At 62.3% G+C, this 12,263-nt stretch carries 13 protein-coding genes; 7 read left to right on the plus strand and 6 right to left on the minus strand.

Annotation, left to right across the window (positions count from 1 at the left end):
- Positions 1-25: 25 nt before the first annotated feature.
- Positions 26-1,969, minus strand: coding sequence for a primary-amine oxidase (locus tag RhoFasB10_RS05015; protein WP_167675410.1), 1,944 nt, complete (start codon positions 1,967-1,969; stop codon positions 26-28).
- The gene (locus RhoFasB10_RS05020; RefSeq protein WP_167675412.1) at positions 1,966-2,334 is read right to left on the minus strand and encodes a hypothetical protein; all 369 of its coding nucleotides are present in this window, start codon (positions 2,332-2,334) and stop codon (positions 1,966-1,968) included. Before RhoFasB10_RS05020 ends, RhoFasB10_RS05015 begins: the two co-directional genes overlap by 4 nt.
- Positions 2,335-2,547: 213 nt before the next feature.
- On the opposite strand from RhoFasB10_RS05020, the gene RhoFasB10_RS05025 reads away from it, so the two are divergent.
- Both RhoFasB10_RS05025 and RhoFasB10_RS05030 read left to right on the plus strand, forming a co-directional pair.
- Positions 2,548-3,036: a DUF4190 domain-containing protein gene (locus tag RhoFasB10_RS05025; protein WP_167675414.1), complete on the plus strand. Its 489-nt coding sequence runs from the start codon at positions 2,548-2,550 to the stop codon at positions 3,034-3,036.
- Between the two features lie 216 nt (positions 3,037-3,252).
- Positions 3,253-4,005 (plus strand): DUF4352 domain-containing protein, encoded by a 753-nt coding sequence (locus tag RhoFasB10_RS05030; protein ID WP_167675416.1) that lies wholly within the window; start codon positions 3,253-3,255, stop codon positions 4,003-4,005.
- A gap of 68 nt (positions 4,006-4,073) precedes the next feature.
- On the opposite strand, the gene RhoFasB10_RS05035 is transcribed toward RhoFasB10_RS05030, so the two are convergent.
- A complete protein-coding gene (locus RhoFasB10_RS05035) occupies positions 4,074-4,367 on the minus strand; it encodes a type II toxin-antitoxin system Phd/YefM family antitoxin (RefSeq protein WP_167675418.1) in 294 nt (97 codons plus the stop codon).
- A 572-nt stretch (positions 4,368-4,939) separates the two neighbouring features.
- Positions 4,940-5,839, minus strand: a complete 900-nt coding sequence (locus tag RhoFasB10_RS05040) for an alpha/beta hydrolase (RefSeq protein ID WP_167675419.1) — start codon at positions 5,837-5,839, stop codon at positions 4,940-4,942.
- An 83-nt stretch (positions 5,840-5,922) separates the two neighbouring features.
- Between RhoFasB10_RS05040 and RhoFasB10_RS05045 the strand changes: the two genes are divergently transcribed.
- Both RhoFasB10_RS05045 and RhoFasB10_RS05050 read left to right on the plus strand, forming a co-directional pair.
- Complete coding sequence (locus RhoFasB10_RS05045) at positions 5,923-6,624, plus strand: helix-turn-helix domain-containing protein (RefSeq protein ID WP_167675421.1); 702 nt, start codon at positions 5,923-5,925, stop codon at positions 6,622-6,624.
- A gap of 607 nt (positions 6,625-7,231) precedes the next feature.
- On the plus strand, positions 7,232-8,038 hold the full coding sequence (locus tag RhoFasB10_RS05050) for a Fic family protein (protein WP_346764353.1): 807 nt from the start codon (positions 7,232-7,234) through the stop codon (positions 8,036-8,038).
- Between the two features lie 28 nt (positions 8,039-8,066).
- Here RhoFasB10_RS05050 and RhoFasB10_RS05055 read toward each other — a convergent pair whose 3' ends face one another.
- Positions 8,067-9,029 (minus strand): ERCC4 domain-containing protein, encoded by a 963-nt coding sequence (locus RhoFasB10_RS05055; protein ID WP_167675425.1) that lies wholly within the window; start codon positions 9,027-9,029, stop codon positions 8,067-8,069.
- Positions 9,030-9,700: 671 nt separating this feature from the next.
- Between RhoFasB10_RS05055 and RhoFasB10_RS05065 the strand changes: the two genes are divergently transcribed.
- Positions 9,701-10,060 (plus strand): hypothetical protein, encoded by a 360-nt coding sequence (locus RhoFasB10_RS05065; RefSeq protein ID WP_167675429.1) that lies wholly within the window; start codon positions 9,701-9,703, stop codon positions 10,058-10,060.
- Between the two features lie 19 nt (positions 10,061-10,079).
- On the opposite strand, the gene RhoFasB10_RS05070 is transcribed toward RhoFasB10_RS05065, so the two are convergent.
- Positions 10,080-10,973, minus strand: a complete 894-nt coding sequence (locus tag RhoFasB10_RS05070) for an SDR family oxidoreductase (RefSeq protein ID WP_167675431.1) — start codon at positions 10,971-10,973, stop codon at positions 10,080-10,082.
- A 118-nt stretch (positions 10,974-11,091) separates the two neighbouring features.
- On the opposite strand from RhoFasB10_RS05070, the gene RhoFasB10_RS05075 reads away from it, so the two are divergent.
- Together RhoFasB10_RS05075 and RhoFasB10_RS05080 are read left to right on the plus strand one after the other, a co-directional pair.
- Positions 11,092-11,661: a TetR family transcriptional regulator gene (locus tag RhoFasB10_RS05075; protein ID WP_167675433.1), complete on the plus strand. Its 570-nt coding sequence runs from the start codon at positions 11,092-11,094 to the stop codon at positions 11,659-11,661.
- A gap of 32 nt (positions 11,662-11,693) precedes the next feature.
- Positions 11,694-12,251, plus strand: a complete 558-nt coding sequence (locus RhoFasB10_RS05080) for a dihydrofolate reductase family protein (RefSeq protein WP_167675434.1) — start codon at positions 11,694-11,696, stop codon at positions 12,249-12,251.
- Positions 12,252-12,263 lie beyond the last annotated feature (12 nt).

Consider the following 12,263-nt stretch of genomic DNA (forward strand, 5'->3'; position numbering starts at 1 on the left):
TCCCACTCACGGGTGACGCAGTCGCCTAACAGCAATGACCGCCGGTCCTCGGGGTTTCCGGGGCCAAGTCGAGCATCGGGTTACCGTCGAAGAATCCCGTCGGCTTCAGGTGCAGACTGACGTGACTGACCGGCATGACGGGCCAATCCTCGGGACGCACGACGTGATGCGCGGCAATCGTCGGCCAGATGACGAGGTCGGCGTCTTCCAGTGAGCGGTTCTGCTCGGTGTACTTCTCGAGACCGTCGTGCCCCGGGTTCTGCGCCACGTATTCACCGGCGGCGTAGCGCTCACGTTCGGCGTAGGGCGTCGCCCAGAGGTGCTTCGTCGCGAACCCGCCGCGGCGAGCTTGCTGTGAACCAGGCTGCGCGAGCGGCAATGCGACGGCGCCCGACGGTTCGATCTTGTACCCGATATGCCCACCGAGCTTGTTCTTCTTGTCGGCGTTGGCAATCAGCCATGTCCGCGCCTTCAACGGGTCGGCGACGCGTTGCGCCTCGGACTCGGTGGTCAACTGTCGCTTGGTCTGTCGCCACGCATTGCCGTGCGGGTTCTCCGGTCCGACGGGCACGGCCTCTGCCTCCAGCTCGTACAGGTTGTTCCGCTCCCCATCGACCTTCATGTCCAAACGAACACTGAAGAAGTGCTGGTGATGCGGCCCGTACAGACCGGGTGCGACGAGGGTGCCGAACTCCGGAATCCGGCCGGGCTCGATCGCGCCGGTGGAGATGATGCCCGTCAGTTTGATCTCGAACTCGATCGACCCGTCGAGGTAGAGGTGCCAGTAGAACCCGTAGTCGTAGTTGCCGACCGTCGCGAAGAACGAGACGACCAGGCGGCGATTGCGTCGCACCTGTCCGAGGTTGTCTCGAAAGTCGGTGTGCTTCCACCCAATGCTGTAGTCCTCTTCGTGCATGCAGATCGCGTTCGGAAGCTCGATAGGCTGCCCGTCCTGATCGTTGACATACGCGTCGAAATAGTGGATCTCGCCGAGGCAATCGCAGCCCAGCTGAAGCGAATTCGCGAGCACGCCGAGTCCGTATTCGCCCTCGTCGAAGACGTTCTTGTTCCATTGACTGTCGCCGGGATCGCCGTAGGGCACGTACATCTCGGACAGCGACGCGCGGTGGATCACCGGTCTCACGGTGCCGCGATCGACGTAGTTGACGTCGTGCAGCACGAGCCCCTCGCGGGGTGTGAAGCCCACGCGCAGGCGCCAATTCGCCCATTCGACGTAGTGGCCGTCGACCGTGAACGACGGTCCGTCCGGCTGCGTGATGTCGATGGTCTTCATCGGCGCCCGCTGCTCGGCGTAGTGCGGTACGTTGCCGGGGCGTTCGTAGAATCCGGGCAGGTAGTTGCCGGGTGACTGGGGGAGCGGCACGACGCCGGTGTCGGCTACCTCGACGACTTCCATCGTGTCCATATCGACTGTGACGACGAGGTTTTCGACGGGTCGCGCGTAGCCGTTCTCCTGTGCCTCGCTGCGGACGAACGTCAGGGGACGCGCGAGGCGTCGGCCACCGGGGTTGTCGTCGTCCATCGTGTGGCCGCTGGCCCACTTGTCGACCATCGCGAGGCTGAAGTCGGTGACGCCTCGCTTGATCATCGCCTCCTGCCAGCGCGGGTCGGCCTTGATGACGTCCTCGCACTGCAGGAACTCTTCGAGCGTGATGGGCGGTTGTGCATCGGCGATCTCGTTGTAGCTGACGACGCTGTCGGTGGTGAGGGAGACGATGGCTTCGAACGTGGCGTGGGCAGCGCGGTCACGGAGGACGATGAAGGCACGTCGGTCCGTCTCTGATTGACGAAGCTGCTCTTTGGACGGCTCGTTCAGCTCGATGTACACGAAACGCGCGGATGGCGTGAGGTTCTGCTCGCGGACCACGATGGCCGACGCCTGCGAAATCTCCTGCGGGCTCAGCGGCTCGAGCGGGTGGACGGTGGCGGGCGCGAACGTGTCGGTCATCGAAGCTCCTGCAATCTGTTGGGACGAAACTCGGCGGGGACTCGGCGGGTGCGGACGAAGACGACGAACGCCGCCAGCACGAGCTCGGCTGCAGCGATGGCCGACGCGGCCGTCATGTTCGGTTGGCTCGCGGCGTGGCCGGTGTGGTGATGGCCGGATGGGAACGACGAATGCGCCAGCAGCATCCCGGCGCTCGACGCAGCCACCATCACCCAGGTGCGGTTACCCGGTGACCTCCACAGGTCGACGGCGCAGAACAGGCACAGGACGGCCATGGCAACGATGGCGATCCCTGCGTCGTTCATCGTGAGGTGGAGGTACGCCGACAACACCGCAAGGGCAGCGGCGATGCGATTGATCCACACTGTCGGTCACCTCCCCGTCCGTCCTTCGTGTTTCCGACGGTAGGGGTAGACCATTTCTGGTTTTCGTCCCTTGTGTGAGGGGGGTGTTACTGGGATTTCTCTAGCAGCGGTCCGCGCTCATGTAGCGCTGCGTGGACATCTCGAGCACAGGGTGCTTAGTAACGCACATGAAACACCCGACGATGTGATCTACATCACTCGAAAGGATGAACAATGTCGAATCCTGACTACCCAGCTGGTCCCGGCCAAGGTGCCCAGAATTTCGATCCAAACGGCTACCAGCAGGGGCAACCTGGCTATGGACCAACACAACCCGCGTACGGCCAGCCTCAGCATGGAGGCCAGTACGGGTACGTCCAACATCAGCCGGTCAATCCCGAGAAGAACGGTTTCGGGCTGGCGTCTCTGATCCTGGCCATCGTAGGGCTGGTGTTCGGCATCATCCCGCTTACCGGCTTCATCTGTCTGATCCTGGGGATCATCGGTTTGGCGCTCGGTTTCGCCGGTCTGTCGAGAGTGAGGAAAAACAGGGCAACCAACAAGAAGACTGCGATCTCCGGGATCGTCGTGTCGGTTCTCGCCATCGCCCTTGGCATCTGGGGAATCACGATCGTCTTCGGAGCGGTTGACGACTTGGACTCCGGGCTCGACTGCATCAGCAATGCCGATACTGCCGCACAGATGGAGGCTTGCTCGGAATAGGAGGCATGTTAGTTGGGCGCGTTGCCCACGACGCAGTGGACCATGACCGGCTAGATGCACCCAACGCCGATCTAGTCGTTGCTGTCGAGTTTCGACGACAGAGAGCACAAGGCTGACTGTCATTCAAACGCAGTAACTTCCCGACGTAATGAAACATTCCGACCGCGAGGTCTTATATCCCTGCGGAACTACACCCCGACAGGAATCAGGAACACCATGACTTACCCCAATGACCCCAACCAGCCGCAGCACTTCGGCCAGCCCGGTGGTCATCCGCAGTACGCACAGCAGCCCTACGGCGCTCAGCCTCAGGGCTTTCCGCAGGGACAGCCCTACGCACAGCCGCAGCCGCCTGCTGCAAAGAAGAAGCGCAAGTGGCCGTGGGTCGTCGGTGGTGTTGTCGTCGTCCTGATCATCGCCGGAATGGCCGGCGGGAAAGACGAGGACAAATCGACGACGACGGCGCAGTCCACTTCGGCTGCTGCCCCGGCCGTGCCGGCTGCCGCTGCTGCGCCCGCAGCGCCTGTCGAACCGGTTGCCGCTGCTCCTGCTCCCGCCCCCACCAAGTCGGCTCCCGGCATCGGCGAAGAGGTGCGCGACGGCAAGTTCGGCTTCACCGTGACGGGCGTCGAGTCCGGCATCGCAACCGTCGGCGACAACCCGTACCTGCAGAAGGATGCGATGGGCCAGTTCGTGCTCGTCCACGTCACGGTCACGAATACGTCGGACAAGGCGCAGAGCTACTTCGGCTCCAACCAGAAGCTGTTCGACGCTCAGGGCCGTGAGTTCGAGAACGACACGATGGCTGCGATCAACTTCGAGTCCGAAACTGCTATCGGCGGAGACATCAACCCGGGTCTGTCACAGGACGTCACGATCGTGTTCGACATCCCGGTCGACGCCGTCCCGACGACTCTGGAGGTGCACGACTCCATGTTCTCCGGCGGCGCCGAAATCGCACTCTCGTAACAACTCTCACGTGAGATGCCCGAAAGGTCGAGGGTGCTCGGGCATCTCACGTGGATCGTTTCGAACGGTTACACTGGGTCCCCTCCATCACGTCGTTCGAAGGGGAACGTCTCGAACTCGCCGCGATCCGCCTGCTCGAGGCTTTCGATCAACCACTTGGCGTTGGCCGGAGTCGAGAAGAGGCACATCGTCTCCATTGTCGAGCGGTATTCGGCCGCCGACATCAACACGACGTCGCCCGTTTTCGATGCGATTACAACAGGGTCCTCGTTCTTCAGGATTCGAGCCGATAGCTCCTCGAATCGAGCGAACGCCTCGACAGGATCTATCGGATCCGGGTAATGGTCGCGCCAGTCCTTCATTGCTTCATCTCACTTCCGCCCACCCACTGCAGGAGAGCCGCTCAGCTTTTCACAGGTTCGAGCGTCTCGCGAGTCGTTTTACTCTCCTTATGGCCCCCGGCGTAGCCGGGGATGTTTATTCCAATGAACGAAATCTGCTCGGCGACGGCTGTTCTCGCCTCTGACGTCGGCCATTCGCGTCGGAAGGGGCACATGGATAGTGCAGAGTCACCGAGGTAAGTGCCGTCGTCGAAAGCCTGAACCCATGCGCAGTTCCCTTAGAGCTTGCGATGATCGTTGGGTTGTCGTCGATGTCGAGACCTCGGGCCTGGAAGCGAGCCGTGACGCAGTAGTGCTGAGTTCTCTCCCCGCGCGAGACGCATGAGGTCGGTATCGAAATCGACGTCTTAGGCGGTACTTTCGGCACGGGCCGCGTTACTGGCGAAGGTGTGCTGATGCCCGTGCCAGCCACTGTCGGCGATGTCCCGGCCGACGCGGCTCGCAACGAGGGCAGCGAACAACCAGGCGGAGCGGGCAGTGCTCGCACGAACGCGCACGCTGAGTGCGGCGTCGAGGAGGTCGGTGATCGGTTACTACTCGTCTACAAGTTCTCGGAGTGCGCGAGCGACGGGTGCCCATGCATGTTCGGGTAGGTCATGCCCGACTTCGGGGAGGATCAGCGTGCGTGATCCTGAAATTTTCGACGAAATCGATTGCGCGGCTTTGGTTTTGATGAGCGGATCGTCTTCGCCGTGTATCACCAGGGTCGGCCGTTGGATCTCGGTGATGGCGGGACCGCTCCACTGGGCGCCGATCTGTCTGCTCTGCGCGTCCTGGTCGTGAACCCCAGGGTCGGGATTGCTTTCCAGCGCGGCTCGCGCCGAAGCTTCGTCGAATCGGCGGCGGGGTGATGCCAGAAGTCGTGCGACTGCAAGTCCCGCTTCGATCGAACCTTCTCGGGTGTCTGGGAACTTCAGGCGCGCGAACTTCGACAGTGTTCCCAGGCGGATGTACCGGAACGTGCGGAAGCCGGTGATGTCGCCCGGAACGGACGCGATCGTGGTCAGGGAACGCACTCGGTCGGGGTGGCGGAGGGCGACGCGCTGTGCGAGGGCGCCACCTAGTGAAATTCCGAGTATGTGGGCGGTGACCCAGCCGAGTTCGTCGAGCACCGCGATGGCGTCGTCCGCCATGTCTTCGGCGGAGTATGCCTCGCCGCGTTTGGTCAGCAGTGCCGTGATGGGATTTCGTGTCGCTGTCGGCGGCAGATGCGTCGACTCGCCGCCGTCGCGCTGGTCGTAGCGCGCGACGGCAAAGCCGTGTTCAGCCAGTTGCCCACAGAATCCGTCCGGTACTGCGTGACGGTTGACGCCCAGTCCGGTTGCGATCAGTAGTGGCTCGCCGCCGAGGTGCGGCTTGAACTGATCGAAGGCGAGCCGCACCGATCCGTTGTTCGCCCATCTCCTTGGTCCCCATGCGTTGTCGTGTGTCATTTCGAGCCTCCCATTAACAGAGTTCACTGAACTCAGTTTTACCATAGGTGCGACGGAAGAGGATCGAGAGGCGGGTTACCCGAGTGGCTGAGTCCGGGAGGGAGCGACCCCTCACCACAGTGTGGGAGCGCTCGTACGGCACACGCGGACCGGCGCCGGCGCACAGCCGCGACGACGTCGCTGCCGCTGCGATCGAGCTGGCGAGTGAGAGTGGTTTGTCGGCCGTCTCCACTCGTCGGATTGCGCAGAAGCTCGGTGTGAGTCAGTCAGCGTTGTATCGCTATGTGGCGGGGCTCGACGACGTGTTCGACCTGATGGTGGATGCCGCTGTCGCCGAGATCGATCTCGATGTTCCCCTGCACGGCGATGCCGTCGGCGACCTCGTTGCGCTCGCGTCTCGCGCGAAAGCAGTGCACGTGGACAAACCGTGGTTGCTGGATGTCCCGATCGAAGCGCTGCGGATCGGGCCTCGTGGGATCGACTTTCTCGAGTATGGGGTTCGCGCACTCGAGGTCGTCGACCTGCCGGGTCCCGTAAAACTGCAGATCATTGCTGTGATGAATTCGCTTGTCCAACAGTTCGCTCGCGCCGAGGCCGGTGAGGGAGCGGCGCATCGGGGCCGCTTGTTGGCGCACGCGGCATATTTGCACAAGACGGCACTCGCGGGCAATCATCCGAATCTAGCTGCCGCTCTCGCTGATTCGCACAGCGACGGCACCGGTCCTGGTGAGATGTTCGAGCCCGTGATGCGTCGGATGCTCAGCGGTGTGCTGGGGCTGGACTGAAGTGGCGTCGCGGTCTTGCCACTCGGAACGACAAGCCCGGACCCGCCACTAGGGTGCGCCGACGCGGGGGTACGACGACGGTCTCGCGGATTTGGCTGCCGGTATGACTGGAGATCGACGACTAAAGGCGTTCGGAGTCGGCATAAACGTAGCCTGATGTCCGTATATCAAGCTTTATAACCCTAAAGTTTGTTATGATTCGTTCATGGCGAACGATCCGGCGAAGGGTGTCCCCGCCGTGGAGTTCGAATCCCGGCCGTGGCACCCGTCGGCGCATGCATCCAGAACCCACCGTCGGCTACATGGCGGCGACTATCGAGCCGCAATCCCCGCCTCGATCGGTGATGCCGAAGTTCGGCTTTCCGTTGAACTTGCGGCGGAATCCGAAGATGCCCTGCGTGAGATCGTTCGGTTCGACGAGTACGCTTCGCGAAAGCTCGGCCCATCCACCGAATTGGCGCCGATGACGTCGGTCTTGCTTCGCTCCGAGAGTGCCGCTTCGTCGCAGATCGAGAACCTCACCGTGGGCGCAAGGTCGCTCGCGCTGGCGGAGCTCGGGTCTCCCAGCAGTCGTAACGCGTCGATCGTCAGCGGCAACGTGCGTGCGATGGAGGCCGCTCTGGCGGCGAGTGCAACTGTGTCTGCAGAGTCCGTGTTGGAAATGCATCGTGCTTTGATGGAACCCGCCGGTGATCCCGACGCGGGTCGTTGGCGAACGCAGCAGGTATGGATCGGTGGTTCCGATTTCGGTCCGCACCGCGCCGAATTCGTACCGCCGCACCATGATCGGCTCGGGCAGGTGCTGGATGACTTCTTCGCATTCGCGTCGAGGACGGATCTTCCCGTATTGCCCCACATAGCGATTGCGCATGCGCAGTTCGAGACGATTCACCCGTTCACCGACGGGAACGGAAGAACCGGCAGAGCATTAGTTCACACGATGTTGCGTCGAGTCGAGGTTGTCGAACGTGTCACGGTCCCTTTGTCTGCGGGACTGCTGACAGACACTGCGTCCTACTTTTCCAGCCTGGGTGAATACCGGAGGGGGAACGTCGAGCCGATAATAAGCAGGCTGAATACTGCGACTTTCACCTCGGTAGCGAACGGACGCATGCTTGTCGAGGACTTGGCCTTTGCACGAGATCAATTCATCGACAGGATCGTTGCACGTCGCGATTCCGTCGCATGGAAACTGATCGATGCGCTGGTCGCGCAGCCGGTTATCGACAATGACTTCGTGCGAAGAACTTTCGGCGTCAGCGACATGTCTGCGCAACGTGCGATCGATCGACTCGTCGACGCAGAGATTCTGCATCAGACGTCGAAAGGACGACGCAACCGCGTCTGGCAGGCGGACGAGATTCTGGTAGCGCTTGACCGATTCGCCGAACGGACCCGACGTTTTGCGACGTAGTAGCCGTCGAGCGTCGGCGTTGCTCGTGTCAGGGTGCCTTGTCGGCGGCGAACTTTTCGCGTAGTTCGCGGCTGATCGCTCCGCGGTCGGCGACTGCGTATCCGCGTTCGCGGGCCCAGGCGCGGATTACGGTGTTCGACGGCCCTGTCTTGGCTGGCTTTTTCGCCGGAAGCGTGGCTGCTGAGTTCATGGCGTCAGCGTCATCGGAGATCCACGTCATGGCGGCGGCAAGATAGCGAAAGGTCCACTCTTCAGCGAGCTTTCGTGTCTGTGCAAACACGATCGGCACCGTCGGGTAGCGAACCTGCAATTCTGCGAGACCGTCGGCGGCATCCTTGGCCGACACGAACTTCGACGCCAGCATCGTCGAATATTGATCCTCGACGACGACCGCGGCCCTCGGGAGCGACGCCAGATCGGCCATTGCGTAACGCAATCGACCCGACGTCATGCTCGACAGCAAGTCAGCCACCGACTTCCGTTCGACCGATGCGACGATCTTGCCGTCGGACACAACCGCGTAGTCACCGCACGGAAGTGCCTGCTTCGTGGTGCGTGCGCGCTGTTGGGTGAAGCTGTACGCGTAGCGTTCGTGTGCGTCGACGACGATCTCGAGCTCCGCGATGCGCGACGCCTTGGACCGTGACGGCGCCGTCTTGGGCCTCGATTGAGTTCGGGTTCGCGGTGACTGCCAGAACACCATGTCGCGGCCGCGGGCCTTCGTGAAGACGATCTGCGATCGGTTCTCTCGACTGCGGGTGGCAACGATGTCGATCGCGGCACCGCGACGCTCGCACACCCGTAGCTCGATGCGTTCGACGATCTCGGGTTTCGTGGGCCATTCTTCGTCGGCGACGGGGTGGCAGTAGACGGCGTTGGTTCGGGGCCACACATCACGGGCCCGGAGAATCGGCGCACCGGCCAGAGGGATACGGAGTAGGTAGGGCAGCGAGGAACCCGAGTCGGGATTCTTGGCGATCAACAACTCCATTTCGGCGATACTGCCACGTTTGCCGTCGTCATCGGCTTGTTCTTGCGTCGACCGGAACCGCACCCGTCCCTGATGCGTCTAATCTGTCGACCGTCAAGACCGAGGGGGTTCGGGTGCGCAGGTGGGTGTTTGTGTTGTCTGCTGCTGCACTGCTGGTCGTCGCATGCGGTCGCGACGTCCAGCCTGAGGCCGCCGCCGAGCCGACGCGGTGGGATCCGTGCAACATCACGCCTGAACAGATCGCTGCGACGGGGTTGGACCCAGACTACAGGGACGAAGGTTGGGACGAGGGGATCAAGGCGGACGATTGGGCTCGCTGCTCCTTCAAACCGCCGGGCGTCGATGTGGCCTATCACCTGTCTGTTCGGTCGTCGCTCCTCCACACCTTTTCTAGCGTCCGCCAGGACTCCCTCGCTTACAGTCTGCGTGACGTACGGGTCGCGGACCGCGACGCGTTCGTGTACCAGAGGTCCGCAGGAGAATCTCTAAATCCCTGCAGCATTGGCCTCGATGTGCCTCCAGGTGTAGTCGTGTTTACGGTGAGCTACTTCGTGTCTTCCGGGGACAAATCTGATCCTTGTGCGCGTGTCCTGAAGCACGCATCGGATCTGCAGACTGCGCTGCCGCCCGTCGCGAAATAGGAGAATCTGGTGAGTAGTCCTGATGAGCAAATGACCCATTGGCAAATGCTCGCTGCCGCGGCTGACAGCGGACACCTGTTCTTGAACGAAGAGGCCGCGAAAAGATGCAGTGCTGCATGTACGACGTACATCGCAAAGCTGCGGGAGTATCAGATTCAGACGGAGGATCTGACCGATGTCAGGGGGCTTGGCAGTTTCGAATCCGGCAAGCATCTACGAGATAGGTTCTCTCAGAAAGCGAGTGGCGGAAAGAACAACCTCGTCGACGTTCTGCAGAGCCACATCGACGTCGTGGAACGAATGCGAGTCGTCTTCAACAAATTCTTCGACGCAACCACCCGGCAGGACGAAATGAACGCCACGGCACTGAACCAGCAAGGGCCGAGCTAGGCGGGGGCGTCAGCTGCTACTAGCGAAAATACGAACCCGATGAAAGATTTTCTGCCAGAGTCGGACCCGTCGGCTCCCAGTCGAGCAGCTTCCGCGTCTTGTCGCTAGTCGACGAAAGATCCATCCCGAAGAACGTGCCGATGAACCCGAAGTGCTCCATCGCGTTCTCCGGCGAAATCGATTGAACCGGCAGACCCAGCCCGCGCCCGATGGCCTTGGCGATCTCCTTCGACGACACACTGCTCTCACCGACCGCATGCAGACGTGAACCCGACGGTGCCTTCTCGAGCCCCAACCGAATCATCCTGGCGGCGTCGGAGCGATGTACCGCGGCCCAACCGGTCGAACCGTCGCCGACATATCCGGAGACGCCCGTCCTGCGCGCTGCGGCGACGAGGATGGAGATGAAGCCATAGTCGCCGTCGCCGTGAACGGTCGGCGAGAACCGCAGCGCAATCGGCTTCACGCCCCGATCCGCATAGTCCAGTGCCAGGTTTTCGGTACCGCCGCGTGGAGAGTCCGGACCGACGGCAGGGGAGGCGTCGTCCTCGGTGCTCGGTCGGCCCTGCGCGAGGCCGGCGATGCCCGATGCGACAAGGAACGGACGACCGGACCCGACCAACGCGTCGCCGAGTGTCTGGACAGCAGCGCGTTCTGCGCGATTCGACTCGGCCATGTTTGCCCAATCGTGTTTGTTCGCGAGGTGGATGACGGCGTCGGCCTCGATAGCGCCCTTGCGCAGGCCGTCGAGGTCGTCGAGATCGCCGCGCAGTACGGCTGCGCCCTTCTCCGCCAGCGCCTCTGCCGACGCGTCACTGCGAGCGAGCCCGGTGACGTCATAGCCGTGCGCGAGCAGCTCGTCGACTGCGGCCGAACCGATCCAACCCGACGCTCCGGTGACGAAAACACGCATGAAGTTCTCCTGTCGAAAGCTCGTCGAAAGGCGAGCGGATGATGTCAGCGACTGACGTCGGTGACTGACATCAGCGTACACGTTGGTGTCAGTCGCTGTCATCACTAGGATGCTTCCCATGGTCCGATGGGAACCGGGTGCGAAAGAACGCCTGCGCGCAGCCGCGCTCGATCTGTACGCCGAGCGCGGATTCGAACAGACGACGGCGACGGACATCGCGCAGGTCGCCGGCGTCACGGAACGGACGTTCTTTCGGCACTTCGCCGACAAACGCGAAGTGCTGTTCGACGGCCAGGAGCAGCTCCAGGCGGTCTTCGTCGAGGCGGTATCGAAGGCATCCGACGAGGCGGCAACCATCGAGGTCGTCGCGCAAGCAGTTGCGTCGGGAGGCTCGTTTTTCGACGACGACCAACGGCCGCATTCGCGTACACGACAAACCGTCATCGACGCGAATCCTGGCCTGCAGGAACGAGAGTTGCTCAAACTGGCGGCGCTGGCGCGCGCAGTGGCGTCGGCGCTCACCGACCGGGGTGTGTCGGAGCCGAAGGCCGTGTTGGCCGCGGAAATTGGCGTGGCGGTCTTCGGTGTCGCCTTTCGACAGTGGATCGCCGTCGGCGAGCGTCGATCTCTCGGGGTCATCGCAAAGGACCTGTTCCGCGACTTGACGGACCTTACGTCCAAAGCCTGAACCGCGTCGGTGCTTTCCGGTACCTTCCCCGCATGCGACCATTGCGCTACTCCATCAACGTCACGCTCGACGGCTGTATCGACCACACGGCGGTGACACCGGATCCGGAGATGCATCAGCACTCGGCGGACATCATCGCGCGTGCCGACGCGCTCATCCTCGGTCGAGTGACTTACCAGATGATGGAAGAGGCGTGGCGTGAACCCGGGCCCGAGATGCCCGACTGGACGCAGCCGTTCGCCACGGCAATCGGCGCGAAGAAGAAGTACGTCGTGTCGAACACGCTCACGAACGCCGACTGGAATTCCGAGCTGGTGCGAGAAGACTTGAAAGCGACTGTGCAGCAACTGAAACAAAAGTCCGGTGAGGGTCTGTATGTCGGCGGCGTGACTCTACCGACGGCGCTGGCTGAGATGGGATTGATCGACGAGTACGAGTTCATCGTCCATCCCCGGATCGTCGGCCACGGGCGAACGTTGTTCGAAGGGATAAAGACGCCCCTGGATCTCGTGCCCGTCGGGCGTCAGGAATTCGCGTCGGGTGCGGTGTCGCTCCGGTATGAACCGAAACTCGGGACTGGGGCCGAGTAGTGCTCCGGCCAC

Origin of the sequence: Rhodococcus sp. B10 (genome assembly GCF_011770055.1) — a bacterium.
Taxonomy (GTDB): domain Bacteria; phylum Actinomycetota; class Actinomycetes; order Mycobacteriales; family Mycobacteriaceae; genus Rhodococcoides; species Rhodococcoides kyotonensis_B.